20 protein-coding genes are annotated in these 19,492 nt (G+C 41.2%); 9 read left to right on the forward strand and 11 right to left on the reverse strand.

Annotated elements, in window-relative coordinates:
• Positions 1 to 187: 187 nt before the first annotated feature.
• Positions 188 to 988: a response regulator gene (locus tag IEZ33_RS07085; RefSeq protein ID WP_191602987.1), complete on the reverse strand. Its 801-nt coding sequence runs from the start codon at positions 986 to 988 to the stop codon at positions 188 to 190.
• 340 nt (positions 989 to 1,328) lie between these two features.
• On the opposite strand from IEZ33_RS07085, the gene IEZ33_RS07090 reads away from it, so the two are divergent.
• Together IEZ33_RS07090 and IEZ33_RS07095 are read left to right on the forward strand one after the other, a co-directional pair.
• On the forward strand, positions 1,329 to 1,775 hold the full coding sequence (locus IEZ33_RS07090; RefSeq protein WP_191602988.1) for an MOSC domain-containing protein: 447 nt from the start codon (positions 1,329 to 1,331) through the stop codon (positions 1,773 to 1,775).
• A 48-nt stretch (positions 1,776 to 1,823) separates the two neighbouring features.
• A complete protein-coding gene (locus tag IEZ33_RS07095; RefSeq protein WP_191602989.1) occupies positions 1,824 to 1,994 on the forward strand; it encodes a hypothetical protein in 171 nt (56 codons plus the stop codon).
• Positions 1,995 to 2,087: 93 nt separating this feature from the next.
• On the opposite strand, the gene IEZ33_RS07100 is transcribed toward IEZ33_RS07095, so the two are convergent.
• Positions 2,088 to 2,501 carry an HPF/RaiA family ribosome-associated protein gene (locus IEZ33_RS07100; RefSeq protein ID WP_191602990.1) on the reverse strand — a complete coding sequence of 138 codons (414 nt, stop codon included), beginning with the start codon at positions 2,499 to 2,501 and terminating at the stop codon, positions 2,088 to 2,090.
• A 123-nt stretch (positions 2,502 to 2,624) separates the two neighbouring features.
• Between IEZ33_RS07100 and nhaR the strand changes: the two genes are divergently transcribed.
• The 3 genes from nhaR (at position 2,625) to IEZ33_RS07115 (ending at position 4,766) form a co-directional block, all read left to right on the forward strand.
• Positions 2,625 to 3,515, forward strand: a complete 891-nt coding sequence (gene nhaR, locus IEZ33_RS07105; RefSeq protein ID WP_191602991.1) for a transcriptional activator NhaR — start codon at positions 2,625 to 2,627, stop codon at positions 3,513 to 3,515.
• Positions 3,516 to 3,598: 83 nt separating this feature from the next.
• The gene (locus IEZ33_RS07110; protein WP_191602992.1) at positions 3,599 to 4,090 is read left to right on the forward strand and encodes a 2-thiouracil desulfurase family protein; all 492 of its coding nucleotides are present in this window, start codon (positions 3,599 to 3,601) and stop codon (positions 4,088 to 4,090) included.
• A 100-nt stretch (positions 4,091 to 4,190) separates the two neighbouring features.
• Positions 4,191 to 4,766, forward strand: a complete 576-nt coding sequence (locus IEZ33_RS07115) for a nucleoside deaminase (protein ID WP_191602993.1) — start codon at positions 4,191 to 4,193, stop codon at positions 4,764 to 4,766.
• Positions 4,767 to 4,808: 42 nt separating this feature from the next.
• Here IEZ33_RS07115 and lnt read toward each other — a convergent pair whose 3' ends face one another.
• From lnt to miaB, 5 genes are all read right to left on the reverse strand, one after another.
• On the reverse strand, positions 4,809 to 6,344 hold the full coding sequence (gene lnt / locus IEZ33_RS07120; protein WP_191602994.1) for an apolipoprotein N-acyltransferase: 1,536 nt from the start codon (positions 6,342 to 6,344) through the stop codon (positions 4,809 to 4,811).
• Between the two features lie 63 nt (positions 6,345 to 6,407).
• Positions 6,408 to 7,277 carry an HlyC/CorC family transporter gene (locus IEZ33_RS07125; RefSeq protein ID WP_191602995.1) on the reverse strand — a complete coding sequence of 290 codons (870 nt, stop codon included), beginning with the start codon at positions 7,275 to 7,277 and terminating at the stop codon, positions 6,408 to 6,410.
• 12 nt (positions 7,278 to 7,289) lie between these two features.
• Positions 7,290 to 7,754, reverse strand: coding sequence for an rRNA maturation RNase YbeY (gene ybeY, locus IEZ33_RS07130; RefSeq protein ID WP_191602996.1), 465 nt, complete (start codon positions 7,752 to 7,754; stop codon positions 7,290 to 7,292).
• Positions 7,754 to 8,743: a PhoH family protein gene (locus tag IEZ33_RS07135; protein ID WP_191603565.1), complete on the reverse strand. Its 990-nt coding sequence runs from the start codon at positions 8,741 to 8,743 to the stop codon at positions 7,754 to 7,756. The genes ybeY and IEZ33_RS07135 overlap by 1 nt, the downstream gene beginning before the upstream one ends.
• Positions 8,744 to 8,827: 84 nt before the next feature.
• On the reverse strand, positions 8,828 to 10,177 hold the full coding sequence (gene miaB / locus IEZ33_RS07140; RefSeq protein WP_191602997.1) for a tRNA (N6-isopentenyl adenosine(37)-C2)-methylthiotransferase MiaB: 1,350 nt from the start codon (positions 10,175 to 10,177) through the stop codon (positions 8,828 to 8,830).
• A 253-nt stretch (positions 10,178 to 10,430) separates the two neighbouring features.
• Here miaB and IEZ33_RS07145 point away from each other — a divergent pair, with 253 nt between their 5' ends.
• Positions 10,431 to 11,141 (forward strand): hypothetical protein, encoded by a 711-nt coding sequence (locus IEZ33_RS07145; protein WP_191602998.1) that lies wholly within the window; start codon positions 10,431 to 10,433, stop codon positions 11,139 to 11,141.
• A 38-nt stretch (positions 11,142 to 11,179) separates the two neighbouring features.
• Here the strand turns inward: IEZ33_RS07145 and IEZ33_RS07150 are convergent, their stop codons facing one another.
• A complete protein-coding gene (locus tag IEZ33_RS07150; protein WP_191602999.1) occupies positions 11,180 to 11,635 on the reverse strand; it encodes an EVE domain-containing protein in 456 nt (151 codons plus the stop codon).
• A 121-nt stretch (positions 11,636 to 11,756) separates the two neighbouring features.
• On the opposite strand from IEZ33_RS07150, the gene IEZ33_RS07155 reads away from it, so the two are divergent.
• Both IEZ33_RS07155 and IEZ33_RS07160 read left to right on the forward strand, forming a co-directional pair.
• Positions 11,757 to 12,860 (forward strand): HD domain-containing phosphohydrolase, encoded by a 1,104-nt coding sequence (locus IEZ33_RS07155; protein ID WP_191603000.1) that lies wholly within the window; start codon positions 11,757 to 11,759, stop codon positions 12,858 to 12,860.
• Positions 12,861 to 12,914: 54 nt separating this feature from the next.
• Positions 12,915 to 13,838 carry a histone deacetylase family protein gene (locus IEZ33_RS07160; protein WP_240009660.1) on the forward strand — a complete coding sequence of 308 codons (924 nt, stop codon included), beginning with the start codon at positions 12,915 to 12,917 and terminating at the stop codon, positions 13,836 to 13,838.
• Between the two features lie 100 nt (positions 13,839 to 13,938).
• On the opposite strand, the gene IEZ33_RS07165 is transcribed toward IEZ33_RS07160, so the two are convergent.
• From IEZ33_RS07165 to IEZ33_RS07175, 3 genes are read right to left on the reverse strand one after another with little or no spacing between them, the layout of a single operon-like run.
• Positions 13,939 to 14,610 (reverse strand): RluA family pseudouridine synthase, encoded by a 672-nt coding sequence (locus tag IEZ33_RS07165; protein WP_191603001.1) that lies wholly within the window; start codon positions 14,608 to 14,610, stop codon positions 13,939 to 13,941.
• A complete protein-coding gene (rapA, locus tag IEZ33_RS07170; RefSeq protein WP_191603002.1) occupies positions 14,610 to 17,432 on the reverse strand; it encodes an RNA polymerase-associated protein RapA in 2,823 nt (940 codons plus the stop codon). The genes IEZ33_RS07165 and rapA overlap by 1 nt, the downstream gene beginning before the upstream one ends.
• Before the next feature lie 22 nt (positions 17,433 to 17,454).
• The gene (locus IEZ33_RS07175) at positions 17,455 to 18,078 is read right to left on the reverse strand and encodes a YigZ family protein (protein WP_191603003.1); all 624 of its coding nucleotides are present in this window, start codon (positions 18,076 to 18,078) and stop codon (positions 17,455 to 17,457) included.
• A gap of 60 nt (positions 18,079 to 18,138) precedes the next feature.
• Here IEZ33_RS07175 and IEZ33_RS07180 point away from each other — a divergent pair, with 60 nt between their 5' ends.
• Entirely contained in the window at positions 18,139 to 19,479 is a 1,341-nt protein-coding gene (locus IEZ33_RS07180) for a DNA recombination protein RmuC (protein WP_191603004.1), read from the forward strand.
• Positions 19,480 to 19,492: the final 13 nt, after the last annotated feature.

Below are 19,492 nucleotides of genomic sequence, written 5' to 3' on the forward strand. Positions count from 1 at the left end.
TTTTAAACTACTTTTTGCGTCCGAATAATTGGAAAAGTTCGCATGGAGCGCAAAAGGCTTTAGTGAAGGTGAAGGCAATCGCCTTGGTATTTGAGTTTTTACATGAGGTGTCAATAGCTGCGGGACGTAGACGTTAATAGGCTGTTTGAAGAACTTGTGAACCGTTATTGCTTAATTGGCAGTTTTTTTATTGACTCTCTAATAAGGCTTCTCTACTGTCATTAGAGGAGTCTAGTGCCGCGCTGTTTAATGACAGTGAATCCATTAATTTGTTAAGCGACCTCAATGTTTTACCTTCATTTGTTTCTTCATCAATGTGAACGGCAACTCGACATTTGCAGCTTGTTAAATCTTTAAAGTCTTGAGCTTCTATTCGGATGACTCTACACACTAAATTGCTCAGCTTAGTAGTTTGCTTTTCATTGATTTCTATATTGAGACTAACGCTACATTTTGAAAAAAGAGAAATGTGTTCACTGTATTCCATTTCAAATAAAATACCTGAAATACTGATGTTATTTATTAGGCCAGAAGTAGCAAAGGCATCATTGAACTGTAGGGATAATTTATGAGGTGGGATGTTAAAAATTCGAGCGTTCCGTCGTTGTTCAGCACTGTACCAAGAACGACGTATAGCATCTTCAAGCTTCTCAGTGGTAAAAGGTTTGACAAGGTATTGGTTTACTCCCTTTTCAATTGCGTTGACAACGAAATCCTTACTGTCTTCGGATGTCATCATAATAAAGGGTGTGCTTTTCATTTTTGGGTGTGATCTGACAAAGGACAATAATTCGAAGCCGTCTAAATGAGGCATTTCTAGATCAGAAATTATAATATCGACAGCTTGTTTTTGAAGGATCATTTTGGCGGCTAAGCCATTTGCCGCAGACAATATTCTTTGACTTCCTAGCTGATTGTAAACGGTACTCTTCACGACTGATCGGACCGATTGACTATCGTCAACAATCAAAAAACTAACATTCTTCACTAATAGGGCCTTTTCTTTTATGCATTTTTTGACTCATTTACACAACGAGCTTAATAGATTGTAGAGCATGATAAAAAATGTATCTATAGTAAGCCTATAAAACAAATTAATAATTCTCATTTGCGAATTTTTAGACTCAGACGATTATTACAATACATTTCAAACCAGTCGGTAAGCATTGTATTTTATTCATTCTCTGGACTTATTTTTTAGATTAGAAGAATAGAGAAAGCCAGTAATTTTTTGTGAAGGGATGCGATACAGGGCCTGCATACTGTTTATATAATGGAACCAAATAATAGGCCTTCTGCAATAAATAACACACTTTATAAGGTAGCAAATGATTCAAGCGATATTTGTATCGAAAAAATCAAAACAGTCACAAATTGGAATCGATGCGGTAAAAGTCGATGCGGGTAAAGGGATTGTGGGTGATAGATATTACGGTAAACGTAGAGAAGCAGGTCTTAATATTACCTTTATCGAAAGTGAGGAAATTGAGGCGTTTAATGCGAATTTTGGTCAGCATATAAGGCCGTCTGACACACGTCGAAATATCGTCACTCAAGGTATTCGATTGAATCAGTTGGTTGGTAAAGAGTTTGAGATTGGCGGTGTTCGTTTTTTAGGTGTGGAATTGTGTGAACCCTGTGCGTCTCTTGGAAAATTATTAGCCAATGATTCATTAACCGCGCCACAAGTTGTGAAGGCCTGGTTAAACAGGGGAGGGTTAAGAGCGAATGTTTTAACGACAGGTATTTTACGCGTGGGAATGCCTCTAAAGTGATAACTATTTAGAGGAGGGTCCTACAAAACGTCGTGAAAGATGGCTTAAATGGGAAAAACCCTTTATATACGCCTTTGTCACCCAGCAGAAGACCACCTTATTCCCTTGATGGTGGCTTTAGGTGCGCAGAAAATGCAGAAGCAAGCTGCATTTATCATGAGAAAAATTTATTTGGTGGTTGGACGACTTCAAGTTTTCGCTTTGATTAACTTGTTTTGAAATAAATCTCGCGCATTCCGTTACACAATGCAGGCAGCGACTTAACTGCCTGCATTTTTATTATCGTCTACCAGATGCAGACGCTTAAATTCATTAAGAGTGCTGATAATAGCCATACTCATTTTCATATTCTTCGTAAATATCCGGTTTGCTGGCCTTTTTCGGTGTCATTCGACGTAAGGCTGAATTTATGCGTGTGGCTTTGTGTTGTAAACGTTCTATGCGTTTAGTCACCGTTCGGCTTGCTTTATCAGCCGCTTTGTCAATCGCCGAGCGTAAATGAGCTTGTTTATGGTCGATAACGATGTCTTTTTGACCATCCAACTTAACTAAGACTTGGCAGCGCATATCCTCACCGCCTTTAGGGCCATTTATATCAGAAAGTGTCACAATGACGCGTTTAATTTTATCGAAACGAGAATCTAACGCAAAGAGAATACGACGTTTGACATACTCTTTTAATTCAGATGTCAGTGCTAAATGGCGTGTCTGTACCTTGATTTTCATAGTGCTCTCCAGTATCTGTCTTCAGATAAGTAAAGTTGAAGTTTTAGAGTACAAAGATAAAATCAAAAGGTATAATCGAATTATTTATCCTTATTGTCAGTTTTTTTCGAACTATAGGTGGGTATGATTAATTTCAAGCACTTGCACTATTTTTGGGCGGCCGCAAAGCAGGGTGGTATTATAAAAGCCAGCGAGAACTTACATATCACACCGCAGACAATCAGTGGCCAAATAACGTTATTAGAACATCAACTTGGTACTGAATTATTTACCAAGGTGGGGAGGAAGTTAGAGCTCACGGATACCGGCCGTATGGTATTGAGCTATGCAGATGAAATCTTTTCTCTGGGTAATGAGCTTGAGCAGTCTGTTCGCACAGAGTCGACAGATCGGACTCACGTTCTGCGTATTGGATTAGCCGATGCGGTGCCAAAGTCTATTGCTTACCGACTACTGTCCCCAGCTATGTCTTTAGAATACCCTGTTAGACTTGTTTGTCGAGAAAGCAGTTTGACCAGCTTATTGGGAGAGCTGGCTATGCATAAACTTGATTTTATTATTGCCGATGGCCCTATTCCGCAAAACTTTGGTGTTAGGGGGTATCATTATCCTTTGGGTGACTGTGGTGTATCTTTTATGGCGTCGCCTTCATTAGTGAAGAATTTAGGCGGAACCTTTCCCCAATGCCTTACTGGTGTGCCATTACTGATTCCAAGTGATGTTTCTCTGGTGCAAATGCAATTGCTGCAATGGTTAGATAAACATCACTTGCACCCCAAAATCGCAGGTGAATTTGATGACAGCGCCCTGATGAAGGTATTTGGTCAAGCTGGAGCGGGTATTTTTGCTGTACCTTCGGCCATTGCGGAGGAAGTCGTTAATCAGTATCAAGTTGAAGTAATTGGTGAAACTGAAGAAATACGAGAGCAATTTTTCTCTATTTCAACTGAGCGCAAGTTAACTAACCCTGCTTTGTTAGCCATTAATTCGTCTGCAAAAGATTGGTTAAATTAGAATAATTATGCTGGTCGTTGTTTTCATTATCAACGGCTAGGCCGTAGTCGAAAAGGTTGTTTCTTAAACAAAGGTTTTAATTCATGGCTAAGATACTTGTCAGTGCCTGTTTGCTGGGTTGTAAAGTTCGCTACAATGGGAGTGATGTGAATGTTGATGAGACGTGCTTTGATCAACTGGCTCGATATCATGACGTAATTGCGTTTTGTCCGGAGGTTAGCGCGGGTCTTCCTACACCTAGGCCAGCAGCAGAGATCCAAGAAGGAAGTGGTATCGATGTATTGCAGGGGAAAGCGACGGTAATTGGGACGGATGGCGTAGATGTCAGTGACTTTTTTTGTCGCGGTGCTGAAATGGCTTTACAAAAATGCAAAGATGAAGGTATTTCATTGGCGATATTAACAGAGTCAAGCCCATCCTGTGGCCGTCATTCGATCTATGATGGTGGTTTTTCAGGGGGAAAAAAGCCCGGTCAAGAGGTTACGACAGCGCTTTTAAGTCAGCATGGGATTAAGGTTTACAGTCAGTACGAGGTTTGTACTTTGATGGCAAATCTACCAGCAAACGCTAGATAGTCTGTTAACGAGAATCTGACTACATAGACAATATCTTTAGAATAGCTAACAATAGTTTCAAAGATACGTTTAAATATTTTACTTGATAACGGAGAATACAATGGCTCTTTATACCAATCAAACTGATAAAAGTGACGCTGTATTACGAGCAGTTGCTCATATGCCAACCAAAAGTTTGTCTGTACTTTTTGATGAATCTTTTTCTGAAATCTTATCGGATGCCGATTTTATGCGTATTGCGGCATTGTTGGCAGAGAAAAGCGAGAGTGAAGGAGGGTGTCCTATTGGTGCCGTGATTATTGATAATAAGACGCGAAAGATAGTCGGTAAAGGTCATAATACGTTAGTGCAAGAAGATCATCCTTATAATCATGGAGAGACCTCAGCGATACGTGATGCTGGACGCATCGACTTTAGTCAAACAACGATTTTCACCAGCTTAAGTCCTTGTGATGTCTGTGCGACATTGATTTATATGAGAGGTTTTAAACGTGTTGTGGTTGGAGATGTAACGAATGCAGGCGGTAATGAAAGTGTGTTAAGAGAAAAAGGGGTTGTGGTTGATATCTTGGAAGATCAAGCAGGTATTGCGCTTTACGCTAGGTATCGGTCTGCTAGGCCCGATCTGGATCTTGAAGACTGGCAAGGCGTTAGTGCGGTTAATCATAGTCACTAGGTAGCCGTACGGCTAACAAATGTAATGTCGATTTCCACGTGCTTAGGTATGGCTAGGCTTTATGAGTAACGGAATGCCTTGCAACAAAATCATTAAAAAGATAAGCGTGATAACGACTAAGTTTCCATATTGGACATAGGGTGTTGTGCCGACTGTCGTAATAACGGGTGCTGTTAGTGTGGTACGGACAAACTGTGGTGCTTGAGCGGTAATTGCACCTTGATAATCAATAATGGCTGAAATCCCCGTATTTGTTGACCTTACCACGTACCGCCCGGTTTCTTTTGCTCTGAACTGCGCTATCTGCAGATGTTGAATAGGTCCAATAGAATGGCCAAACCAACCGTCATTACTCACAGTAATAAGAAAATCGCTGTCTTTTGCTAAGGATCGGACAAGTTCAGGATAAACGATTTCATAGCAAATGAACGCGGCTACTCCCCACTCTCGTGCCTGTAAAACAGGTTGATTCGGCTCACCAGCACTGAACATTGACATGGGCATACCAAATAGATCCAATAATTTACCAACGTAATCGGCAAAAGGGATGTATTCACCAAAAGGCACTAAGCGTTGTTTGAAATATAGGCCAAATCCTTCTCCCATTGCCCATATGCTATTGTGGTAGCGATCTTTCTCTTGGTTATAGTAGGGCACACCCGTAATTAACGTCGTGTCTGAATTTCGAAGCGTTTCATCAAAAGGTTTCAAGTGGTTCACGACTTGATGATATAGGTAGGTTATGGCTGTTTCAGGCCAAACGACGAGGTCACTGTCAAGGTTTTCAAGAGTCATCTCTTGGTAATAAGTCAGAGACTTAGCGGCTTGTTCAGTGAGCCATTTCTCTTCTTGCTTCAAATTGCCTTGTACTAGTGTGGTTTTAATTGTGTCTTTTGGCGTAACCCATTGAACGTTGTTGAGGGTGAGTGTCGTGCCAGATACCCATAAAGAGATAACCATGATTATACTGATGGATTCTTTCAGACACTGACCTTTGGTCTTTTTAAAAAGAAAGACGGGTAGGCTAAAGCTAAGTAAGCAAGCAAAAGTCAGTAGCCATATACCACCAATAGGAGACAGTTCAAAAAGAGGGCTTTTTTCCATTCCATACCCTGCTAGTAGCCATGGAAAGCCAGTAAATATATGACTTCGTAAATACTCAGTACTTAACAAACCGAGTGAAATAATCAATGCTTTAGAGAGTTTCGGAATAAGAGTAAATACACGAGAACACACATAGCCAGCCAATGCATGGAAGGCGGCTAAAAGAGCAATAAACGCAAAGGTGATTAAAAGAGAGGGAATCAGGCCAACTTGACCATAGTTTACAACGCTGACAAAGATCCATGAAATGCCTGCACCAAAATACCCTAAGCCGACAGAGAACCCAAACCAGCTGGCTTCTTTGTGAGATTGCGACTGGGTGATTAACCAAGAAAAGCCAACTATACTAGCGGCGGCGGCTGGCCAGAAGTAAAAAGGGGCGAAAGCAAAAACACTCAGCGCACCACTGACGGCACCAATAAGAAACAGTCTTAAAAAACGCTTCTCCAGTAAGGTTTGGAAAAAAAATCGCATTTAAGGTTGTCCTATCGGTGTGCTAGTGGTGATTGGGTAAAGCGGATGCCTCAGGTCAAACTCCTAAAGCGACTCTCTGTCTTCTAAAACTTCAACATGCAATGTTTTGACTCGACGTCCATCTGACTTCATTACTTGAAACTTGAATCGGTCAATGACAATCTCTTCGCCACGAATAGGAACGTGACCAAAATGCTGAACGAGAATGCCGCCAATAGTATCAAACTCTTCGTCACTGAAGTCAGTTTTAAAGAAACTATTAAAATCATCGACTTCACACAATGCAGGAACCATAAAATGACTTGAGCCATCTAAAGGTTTGATATCCTCATCATCGTGTTTATCTGTTTCGTCTTCAATTTCACCAACAATTTGTTCTAGTACATCTTCTATCGTAACTAAACCTGAAACACTGCCATATTCATCCAAAACGATGGCCATGTGATAGCGCTTCGTTCTAAATTCGTTTAGCAGTACATTGAGGCGCTTACTTTCCGGGATGAAATTTGCAGGACGCAGTTGATTTAGGATGTCTTCGGTGGTTATTTCTGAATCTTTAAATAATAGTGGCAATAAATCTTTTGCAAGTAATACGCCGAGTATTTCGTCTGAGTCTTCTCCAACAACAGGAAAGCGCGAATGGGAAGAATCAATTATTTTTCTAATGGTGGTTTTAGGGTCATTGTCTGACTTAACGACCACCATTTGGGATGGAGGAATCATGATGTCTCTGGCTTGAACCTCAGAAACTTCAAGTGCTCCTTCAATAATAGTAAAGGCATCCCTATCAATTAATTCAGATGAAACAGCTGCTTCAAGCAGATTGATGATGTCAGTACGACTTTTCGGTTCGTCGTTGAAAGCCTGAGTTAAACGCTCAAACCAAGATTTCGACTGCTGATCGTTTGAGGTACTCGATCGATCTTCGCTCATATTATTCTGATCTCACTCGTTTATCAGATAGGGGTTAGGTATGCTGAATAATGTTAATAAGTCAATTTCCATTGATTCCATTTCTTCAGCGTCAACGTCGTCTATGTGATCATAGCCACGAAGATGTAATATGCCATGAATCACAAGATGTGCCCAGTGATTAAAGACAGGTTTTTCTTGCTCTATGGCTTCATTTTCTACAACTTGTCGACAAATTACTAAATCGCCTAAGAGAGGTAATTCCAGGCCAGGAGGTGCTTCAAAAGGAAAAGATAAGACATTCGTTGGTTTATCTTTTCCTCGATACTCATGATTTAATGATTGACTTTCTTCGAGGTCAACAATACGAATGGTTACTTCGAATTCGTCGCCTATTGTCGGCAAGGCAACGTTTACCCAGTCCTCGAATTGTGTTTGACTCGGTAGATTGCTTGAATCTTGTGTGGCAATCTGTAAGTCTAATTCCAATGTAGGCATTATTTTTCCTCAAGCGATTGGTAAGCCGCTTTCTTAGCTTTACGCTCTTCTTCTTGTTCAACATCAAACACCTCATAGGCTTCAACAATGCGTTGAACCAGAGGATGACGAACAACGTCTTCCGAGCTGAAATGCGTCATACTAATGCCTTTCACATCTTTTAATACATGCATGGCGTGGGCTAATCCTGAGTTTGTTCCTCGTGGCAAATCAACTTGAGTGGTATCCCCGGTAATGACGGCCGTTGAGCCAAAACCAATACGTGTTAAAAACATTTTCATTTGTTCTCGTGTCGTATTTTGACTTTCATCTAGAATGATAAAGGAATTATTTAATGTTCTGCCTCGCATAAACGCTAAGGGTGCGATTTCAATAACGTTCTTTTCAATTAACTTTTCAACAAGTTCAAAACCTATCATTTCGTATAATGCGTCGTACAAAGGGCGAAGGTAAGGGTCGATTTTTTGAGCCAGATCACCAGGTAAAAAACCCAGTTTTTCTCCCGCTTCTACTGCAGGCCTAACAAGCATGATGCGTTCAACTCGGTCACTTTCAAGCGCTTCGACTGCACAAGCTACGGCTAAATAGGTTTTACCTGTACCGGCAGGTCCAATACCAAAGTTGATGTCGTTTTTACGAACTTCACGCACGTAACTATTCTGGTTTCCACCCTTCGGTTTAATATGTGCTTTTCGTGTTTTAATGACTTGAGTTTGCATGCTCTCTTTGTCATTAAGAGACGCTAATGCTGATTCTTGAAGATAGAGGTGGATTGTCTCACGTGTAATCTCAGTTTCAGCCAGCGCTTCTCGATATAGATTCTCTAATAGTGTCTTTGTGGCACTCACTCGATCTGCATATTTGCCAGATACATCAAATAATTCACCACGATAAGTGATTTCAACTTCCAAGCGAGATTCAATTAATTTGATGTTTTCATCAAGCTTGCCGCATAACGCGGCTAAAGCGGAAGTTTGTGCTGGCACCATACGAATTTGTTGTGAAATAATAGTTTCCAAGTGATTCCTTATAGAGTTAAGAGTCTGCGATGACGGATCTTATATAATTGTCAATCAAAGATCAAAATCGTCTTCAAGTTCTGAGTTTACTAATTCACCATGTAACGAGTTCGGTGAGGTTTGAGTAATCAAAATGTCGGCAAATTTACCGATTAAACGAGCATCAACGGTAGGAAAGTTGACTAATCGATTGTTCTCACTCCGACCTTGCATTCGACCTGGATCTTTAGGAGAAAACCCACTTACTAAGATACGTTGTACTGATCCCATCATATTGGCACTAATATCAAATGCTTGTTGAATAATACGGCGCTGTAAAATGGCTAAGCGCTGTTTTTTCAACTCTTCTGTTGTATCGTCTGCTAATTCAGAGGCTGGCGTACCAGGACGCGGGCTGTAAATAAAGCTAAAGGAATTATCAAAGCCAATTTCTTGAATAAGGTTCATTGTGTCGATGAAATCTTCTTCTGTTTCACCAGGGAAGCCAATGATGAAATCAGATGAAATACTTATTCCTGGGCGCGCTTCTTTAATTCGGTTCAGTTTATCTATATATGACTGACGATCATGGCCACGCTTCATCGCCGTTAAGATCTTATTTGAGCCACTTTGTACTGGTAAGTGCAAATGACTAACCAATTTTGGTTGCGTACGGAAGGCTTCAATTAAGCTGTCTGTGAATTCAACTGGGTGAGACGTGGTAAAACGAATGCGTTGAACGCCATCGATTTCGGCAATGGCATGAATGACATCGGCAAGATCAAGTTCGTCATCACCTTCTTCAGAGCGATAAGCGTTAACATTTTGCCCTAATAAATGTATCTCACGCACACCTTGCTCTGCCAGCTGGGACACTTCATTTAAAATGTCTTGAAAAGGACGACTCACTTCTTCGCCGCGAGTATAAGGAACGACGCAAAATGTGCAGTACTTACTGCAGCCTTCCATGATAGAAACATAGGCTTCAGCACCATCGACTCTAGGTGCTGGCAAATGATCGAATTTTTCAATTTCAGGGAAGGTAACATCCGTGATAGGGATGTGTTTATGGGCCGCATTAACCATTTCAGGTAATTTATGCAAGGTTTGAGGCCCAAATATCATATTAACGTGTTTCGCACGTTTACGAATGGTGTCGCCTTCTTGACTGGCTACACATCCGCCCACACCAATGATTAAATCGGGGTTTTTATCTTTTAGTTTTTTCCAGCGGCCAAGCTGGTGATAAACCTTATCTTGTGCTTTCTCTCGGATAGAGCAGGTGTTTAGCAGTAAAACATCGGCTTCATCTGCATTGTGAGTAATCTCCATCTCATGACTGTCACCTAATAAATCGGCCATTCTTGACGAATCGTATTCGTTCATTTGGCAGCCATGAGTTTGAATGAAAAGTTTTTTTGCCATGTAATTTATAACCTGAAATGTATTGTCAGTTTGACTTGCTGCCCATTATATTGGGCTTTAACGAATATGCCCAGCGTTGGGCTTAAAAGTCCTTATTAAAATGAGGATTTCTTGTGTAATGGGCTATCACTGAACAAAAATAATAAAAAAACGCCTCAGTTACCCAAAATCAAGTGGTATCTGTTAAGAGCGCTGGTGTTCATGAGCAATTCATTCCACAATATATTGAAAGATAATGAGATGGAATCATGCAATGAACAAAAAAGTGATCTTTAGTTCGGTCTTAATGGGGTTAAGTACATTACAAAGTGTCTCAGTGAGCGCTGAATCAACAACTCATGATACTCGCCTCCCTAACTTTGAAGTTGGAGCGAGTACCGGCCTACTGTCGAGTGAGCAGTTCTATGGATTGGATGTCACCATTAATATGCCTGTGACAGACATGATAACGACTCAGTTTCTTGTTAACAGTGACTATTTTGTTGCAAATTCGTCAAAAGATGACTACTCCCAGTCGGAAGTTGTCGGTAATGCTTTTTTACGTAGTAATGCCGGTCGTGTTGGGGCCGGTCTTGGCTACAAAGAGCGCAAACCTGGAGATGAAGCGTTAGCGAAAGAAAGCAGCACGGCATTGAGTTTCTATGGTGATCTTTATTTTGGCGATTTTACCGTTGGTTTATCGGAAACGGAATACGAAGAGGATATTGATACTTTTTCTGGTCAAACAATAAGCTTGGCCTACTATTTAGATCCTAATAGACAAATGTTCTTGCGAAAGGAAAAAATGAATCGCAATGATATTATGGTCGTTGGGGTAAACTTACAGCCCGAAAAATTCTCTAATCATGCCAGCATAAACTTATCGTTTGAAACAGGGGATGAGCATTTTTACATAGGGTTAGGCATTTCTTATTTCTTTGATACGGCGATTACCTTAAAGCAAAGAGACCGAAACTATCATTAATCTGTTATCGAATCCGTTTTGTAGGCCAATACACTTTACTAAAGGTATTGGCTTTTTAAAGTAATAATGTTCCATTCTTCTTCTGTGATTGGCATGACCGAAAGTCGATTGCCTCTTTTCAAGAGATTCATGTTCGCTAACTCTGGACTTTCTTTTAAGCTAGAGAGAGTCATGGTGTGTGAAAATTCACGGACGAACTCTATGTCCACCATATACCAGAGGGGATTCTCAGGAGAGGATCGAGCATCAAAGTAATCACTTTTAGGATTCCATGCGGTGTGATCTGGATAAGATTCTTTTATGACTTGAGCAATACCGACAATACCAATATCTTTACAACTTGAGTGGTAAAAAAAAACTTGATCGCCCTGTTTCATGCTCTTCATATGGTTACGGGCTTGATAGTTTCTCACGCCATCCCATGAAGTAGGCTTTGCCTTGAGGTTTTCTAAGGAGAATGCATCGGGTTCGGATTTCATTAGCCAATAATTCATTTATTTCCTCTTGGTTTCATTTTGCTACAGATTTTAGGTTTCAGATTAAGTGTACTCAAACTACAATGTAATAAAAAGTAGAGCGAGTTTGCTTTTTGGTTAAGGGTTACAATGAGGCATTATGAGTCAATTTGCGTGTAAAGAGTTTTCAGCATTAGATAAAGAGCTCAAAGATGATCTTCTTGAATGTTATGCAGAAGCTCAAGTCGAAATAGAAGACATCTTAAATAAAATTGAAGATGAAGGATTTTCTTTCGAAAAATTAGATGATTTATTTCGTTCATTGCACAGTATGAAGGGTAATTGTTCGGTTTGTTTTTTAGATCCTTTGGTTGAATTATTGCATAAACTAGAGGAAATTGTTGACGGTATGCGTGGGCGCTATATTACGTATGATTACCAGTTGGGCGCTTTAACGAACGTCATTCTGGATGAAGTAGGTTCTCTGCTTCAGCAGCTGTATAAAAGCCATGGGGCAGATCGAAATATTCTAGATCTAATGCAGGTCAATCTAGATGAACTTTACGCTATGGAGAATGACAGCGTTAGGCCGGATAAGGCGGCGCAGATTATTAAAAGTATTGCTGATTTTAAAGAAGGAACCTTAGGTAACCAGAAGAACAATGCAACACTACTGATTACTGTTGAGTACACCGAAGCCCAACAAGAAGATATCGATCGATTCAAAGCGCTGTCGTCTAAGCTCAATCGTTTGCTTGGTTATTCTCCAGAACGGGGAGAGCGTATTTTAAAGCTTTGTTTACTGATAAATGAAGAGTTAAAGTACCCAGAAGACCCTGTTCAATTAAGTGCAGCGGCCTATATGCATGATATGGGAATGGCGTTGGTGTTAAAGTTTGAAGAAGGTAATCCTAATCGAGAACGTGCAATTTCGAGTCACCCTATGGTTGGTGCTCAGTTATTGCATAAGCACGAAGGCTGGGATCATGCTGTTTCAATTGTAATGGCACACGAAGAAAAGTTTGATGGCAATGGTTTTCCAGAAGGGTTAGTTGGATCACTCATTCCAACTGGCGCATTTGTGGTGTCTATCTCCGCTATGTTTATTGATATTGTGTGGGGTAAGTCGGGGGATGAATATAAGAAAAGTGCCATGAGAGCGATTCAAAAAGTGAATTTAGAAAGTGGCAAGCGTTTTCCGCCTCATTTAATCGAAGCATTTAATAGAGCGGCACGTAAATTGTTGGTGGCTAAGAGTCAATAGCAATTTATCCTCATTAAGGTTTATATTCGCTTCGTTAATATTTGTTGTATTTTTATGTCTTTTCTACCCTTAGTTTACCATGTTAATTACAGTATTCCGTTTCCTTCTGGACATCGTTTTCCAATGAATAAGTTTGCCTTTTTGGCCGAACATTTAAGAGAAAAGGCTATCTTGACGGCGGATAACTTGTTCACTCCAGGCCCTATGTCACTTGATTTATTAATGAGGGTACACAATGCCGACTATGTGCGGCGTTTTGTTCGAGGTCAACTCTCTTCGAAAGAGCTAAAAGAAATAGGGTTACCCTGGTCTGATTGGTTAGTGGAACGGACACTTCGGGCTGTCTCGGGTACTGTGTTAACCTCTGAGTTAGCGTTAGAGTATGGTATAGCATGCCATTTAGCTGGCGGCACACATCATGCTCATCCGTCTCATGGCTCAGGCTTCTGTATCTTTAATGATTTAGCTGTCGCAGCGTTTTCTTTACTGGAGCAAGGTAAGGCGAAACGCATCATGATAGTCGATTGCGATGTACATCAGGGTGACGGTACGGCCTGTTTCTTTGCGGATAATCAACAGGTGATAACGGTGTCTTGGCATTGTGAGGATAATTATCCTCAGACTAAGCAAGTAGCAGGCATTAATATTGCGATTCCTAAGGGGGCAACTGACGCCCTCTATCAATCTATTATCGAGTCAACGATGCCGAGTTTATTAGAACAATATCAACCCGATTTTATATTCTATGATGCTGGTGTAGACGTGCATCGAGACGATCGTCTAGGTTACGTTAATTTAACCGATCAGGGTATTTTCCAAAGAGACTTTTACATCTTAAAAACCTGTCATGAACAGGCGATTCCTGTTGCCGCTGTCATTGGTGGTGGCTATGACAGAGACGAAAGGGTGGTTGCCAAGCGGCACAGTTTGGTTCATCAAGCAGCTAAGCAAGTGTTAGATTTAAGTAGCACCTCGTAATAAACCTGCTATAAGAAATTTAGTACGTTATTCACTTATGTTGGTTTATTAGTGGCAATTCGAAAATTAACCAACGTTATTTATGAAAAATCTAATACAGTTAAAAAGGGCATGGAGAAACAAATTTTATCCATGCTTGAGTAAATGGGTGATGAAATTCCAGCCTGTAAGCATGCAGTAATAAACGGGTGTTGTGAGGCAAAATGTCCTTGTCATAAAATTCATCGCCAACGATAGCGTGGCCAATGCTTTGCATGTGCACCCTAAGTTGATGGGAGCGACCAGTAATGGGTTTTAACTGAACTCGGATTGCTGCAGATTCTTTCTTTATGACTTGCCAATGGGTTTCGGCGGGCTTGCCCCATTCTTTACAAACTTGTTGTCTTGGTCTGTTGGGCCAATCACAGCGAAGAGGTTTCTTTACTACACCATACTCGCCAAAGAAAGGCCCTCTAACCACAGCTTGATATTCCTTTTCGACAATGCGTTCACGGAAATGCTCTGAAAGCCGTCGATGACATTCTAGTGTTTTTGCTACTAGTATTAGGCCAGATGTTGCGTAATCTAAACGATGTACTGCATGCGCTTCACCAAAATGCTGTTGTGCACGAAAAATAATAGAATCTTGTTTGTCGACGCCTCTCCCAGGTACCGACAAAAAATTTTCAGGCTTATTTATTACAGCAAACCATTCATCTTCATACAAAACTTCCAGCGCGAGCAATTCGGCTGGAGGCTTTGTAATCAAGTTCGACTCTTGAGCTAGGCTCATTATGGCTTCGTGGTCAAAATAACGCGAATGGCATCAAGTCGAATGGTGTATTCGTCAATTCGTTTTAGACCTTCGTTCATATTAACTTGGAGCTGCTCTAATTCTTCAGAAGACACCTCTTCATTATGTTGCTGTAATTCGAACAAACGGTCTATCTCGCTTTGCCAGTTATGTTGATAATCCTGCTTTGCCGCTTGAATGATTGGACGGGCTTGGTCTTGCGCATTTAATTGGTGCGTTTGCAGTACCTCTAATAAGTCTTTGCGTAAAGCAGCAACCCATTGCTCAGCAACTCTATTTGGAACCCCTTTTAACTTCTCGGCCCATTTATCTGCAGTAAACTGCTTGTGGAGGAACTTACCGCTTGAATCAGACAGTTGCCACATTGGCGTAATGGGTAATGACTGACTGAGTTTTAATCGAGGATGCGCACTGGACTCAATGACAAACATACTTTCAATTAAAACGGTTCCTTCTGGTAGCGCTCCAATAGGTAATGTTGCGGATGTTAAGCGACCTGATTCGAAGGCTTGCACTTCATCCATTAGCATGGCGATCAACGGATGTTCCCAGGTAGCGAAGGCGACGTCTTCTCTTTGGCTTGCTTGGCGGCGGTCTAATACAAGCATTTTACCTTCGTCTTCTACACCAGGAAGCACCTCGATCATCATGTCTGTCGACGGTCTGATAAACCAAGCGCTTTTATCTTCGGTGTCGTCCATACATTCAGCGTAAATATTAAAGGCATGAGTAACGTCTTCGATGTATTTATGCAGGCCTTTCGTTGCTGTCTCTTGAATGGTATTAATTAAAAACTTTGCTTGTTCTGGTCGACAAGATGTCATCTCAAGCAATCTATTGCGACCTTCTTCCATTTGCGTCAACAGTGCTTCGTGATAAATGTGCGCTTCATCTAGTAGGGCTTCATCGTCATCATGACCAAGTAAATAACTTTTTAACTGCTCAGAAAAGGCGTGATTTACTTGATCACCATTGGACGTTGTACGGCAAAAAGCATTTAAGCCTTTGTTGTACCAATTAAACAGCCTTTCTTGCATGCTGCCAACAAGATAGGGAACGTGAACGTGCACATCGTGGGTTTGACCAAGTCGATCCAATCGGCCGATACGTTGTTCTAATAGGTCAGGGTGTTCAGGCATATCGTACATAACCAGATCATGACTAAACTGGAAGTTTCGACCTTCGCTGCCAATCTCGGAACAGATTAATATCTGAGCGCCTTCAGGATCAGCAAAATAAGCCGCGGCTCGATCTCGATGAATCAGCGGCATTTGTTCATGGAAATTTGCGCTTTGGAAACCAGCAAAATTCAGTTGTTCACTTAACCAATGAGCCATATCCGCTGTATGACAGATAACCAATACCTTATCAGCTTGGCACTCTAAAAACTCTTTTAGCCATACCCACCTAGGATCATAAGCCCAGAGTGCTGAGTCAACGCTTGCCTGTGGGTAGGGGTGATTCTTAGCGCTTTCATACGCTTCTGTCATTTCTAGAGGGTAACTGGACAGCTTTCGTTTTGGGAACCCCCCGATTGCTGAACGGGTATTTCTGAAGACTTCTCTTCCTGTTCCATGCTGGTCAATTAACCAATCAATCGCATCAGCCGCGGCTTGAGTTAATAGGTCGTCATGAAGGTTATTTTTAAGTACTTCAAACCATTCTTTTGCACTCACTTGAGCGGTGTAATGCCCAAAGGCTTCTGTCCAATTGGGTGTTTCTGCGAGTTCTTTACCTTGGCTCAAAGGCAGTAACATTTCCGCTAGGTTAGCCGCCTGTTGAAACTCATTTTTTTGTTTTTTGTAACGCTCAAAATCGTAATAATGATCAGGATCAAGCAGCTGTAATCGAGAGAAGTGCTCTTCTTCACCCGTTTGTTCGGGGGTCGCACTTAATAGGAGTAATGATTCAGATGTTTGAGCCAGTAACGCAGCCGCTTGATAATCTTGACTTGGCGTTTCTGGGTGCCAGCTTAAATGATGAGCTTCATCAATAATGACCATGTCCCATTCAGCACAAAGCATGTCTTGTAATGCTCGAGGGTGATTAGCCGCCCATTCTAATGGTGCGATGACTAATGGTTGCTGCTCAAATGGGTTATCATCGTCTTCATACAACTCTTCATATACAGATTCATTAATTAAAGCAAAATGTTGATGAAAACGACGAAGCATTTCCACTAACCATTGATGTTGTAAATTTGTCGGCGTTAAGATAAGTGCGCGCTTGCATAAACCGTTGAGCATTCTATTATGCAAAATCAAACCGGCTTCTAGCGTTTTGCCTAAGCCAACTTCGTCGCACAGTAACGCGCGCGCAACGGGCCTATTGGCGATCTCATGTGCAAGGTAGATTTGGTGTGGTAAAAGTTCAGCTTTTAAGCCCATTAAGCCTCGAACTGGTGAAGACGCTAAGCGGCCCTGGTGTTCTAGTGTGTGGCGACGAAGGTCGAACCACATGCGGCGTGCAGGAGAGATAGATAAAATCGCATCTAATTCGTTCTTATCATTTCTTGGAAACTGAACGATGCTTTCTTCTAACCAGTCATCCCCAATAAAATATTCATACAGTCCATCAATTTCACGCACCTCTTCAATAAGAAATGGCTCATCTTGGAAGTAAAGTTCGTCACCAACGGTTAATGTGCGTCGGACTAAACTAGTTTGGCTAACAGAATAATGACGGTCTGTTTCCGCATCAGGGAAGTGTAGAGTAAAAGATTTGCTTTTTAATTCAACAATAATACCGATTCCGAGGTCTGACTCGTTACGGCTACTCCATCTTTGTCCAGTTTGATACATAGTGATTAATAATCCAATCTAGTTATTTGTTGTCTAATTCAGGTTCAATAAAAATAATGCTGCCTTGACCAAGATTCTCAAGTTCAGCTTTTTGTTCTTTCCACGAGTTTGGGATAACACCTAGCTCTATGGTTATGTCGGCATCGAAATGCTTTTGTTGCACTTCTATGTCGCTCTGCTCTAACCAGTACTCTACTTTCCCCAATAAAGAATAGGACACTTTTATCGAGACTGCGTTCCGTGGGTAAATTTCTTTAAATAGGGTTTGGCTGAGGGCTTCTTGCACCGCTTGACTATAAGCACGGACTAAGCCCCCCGCACCCAATTTAACGCCACCAAAGTAACGAGTCACTACCACGGTGGTTTCCCCAAAATTTGAATGCTGTAACACATTTAACATGGGCTTTCCTGCCGTTCCTTTTGGTTCTCCATCATCACTTTGATCCCACAAATGCACGTTATCTGGTGCGCCAGCAGCAAAGGCCCAGCAATGATGGTTGGCATCAGGATATTGAGTGCGCAGACTTTCAATAAACGCTTTTGCTTCAGCCCGGCCGCAGGTTCTTTTTACGCGAGTAATAAATTGACTGTTTTTAATTACCAGATCAAAGCGTTGTTCTTCTATTGGGCTTAGGTAGTAATCCATGTAAACTTGTTATCTATTGTTTTCTATAAGTATTTTTAATACAGAAGGGTGGGTGATTTCATGACAAATTGGCTTATGCCTGCACTATGGAGCCTGTTAGGCTTTGGTTTAGGTGCCATTATCGTCTCTTTTATTGCGTACTCTATTGTACAGTCAATCAAGCGGCAGTGGCAGCAAGAAGAAGAAAAAAGCCAAAATTTGTTGAATAATCACGCTCAATTAGTACAACAAATGCGAGAGCAAATTCATGTAATGGAAAAAGAGGCGATTACGTTAGAGCAGCAGTTTGCTTCAGCACAACAAGTCTGGCAGGAAAAGGAAGTATTTTACCAGGTACAGAAGCGACAGTCAGAGGTTGAGTTTAAGCAACTCGCGCAAGAAATTATGAGTCAGCAAGGACGCCACTTGGCGGCTGAAAACGAAAAGCAAATTTCTTCTCTACTCGCCCCTTTGGGGCAAAAAATACACTCTTTCCAACAGAGAGTGGAACAAAATTACAGTGAAGAAGCCAAGGAGCGTTTCTCGTTAATCAAAGAAATTAAGGGGCTACAGCTGTTAAATCAAAAAATCAGCGACGACGCGATGAATTTGACGGATGCGTTAAAAGGTCAAAACAAAATTCAAGGTGGGTGGGGAGAGGTTATTTTAGAACGGATTTTAGAGCGTTCAGGTTTAGAAAAAGGTCGCGAATACAAAACCCAAGTGTCCCTACAAACATCAGCTGGCAAACGCTATCAGCCGGATGTGATTATTTATCTACCTGAAGGTAAGCAGATTATTGTGGATTCCAAAATGGTCCTGGTAAGTTACTTGTCTTATGTAGAAGCTGAAACAGAAGAAGACAAAAAGCGATCCCTCAAGTTGCATTTGGATGCAGTAAGGCGACATGTAAAAGAGCTTAGTGCTAAGGAATATCACAATTTAGAAGGCGTCACTTCATTAGATTTTGTGTTGCTTTTTATCCCAATAGAAGCCGCATTTGGCTTGGCGCTACAGGCCGATAATGGTTTGTTTAGCGATGCTTTCGAGCATAATATTATTATTGTTGGCCCATCTAACTTGTTAGCGACGCTGAGAACCATACAAAATATATGGCGCAACGAGAAGCAAAGCCAAAACGCATTAGAAATCGCCAAACAAGCGGGGGCTATGTACGATAAATTCGTTGGATTTGTTGCTGATATGGACGACGTAGGTAGTAAGATTCAACAGGTGAATCGAAGTTATGACAATGCTATGAAAAAGCTCACCACAGGCCGAGGCAATTTGATTAACCGAGCAGAGCAGCTAAAAGTGATGGGTGCAAAAACCAATAAACAATTAACCGTGCGTGATGATCATGATGAAAACACTGACTCACATTCTAAGTTAGAAGATGAGTCAGTGTTATTTAAAGAGTAAAGGCCTGCTTAAA

Origin of the sequence: Marinomonas algicola (assembly GCF_014805825.1) — a bacterium.
GTDB classification, from domain to species: domain Bacteria; phylum Pseudomonadota; class Gammaproteobacteria; order Pseudomonadales; family Marinomonadaceae; genus Marinomonas; species Marinomonas algicola.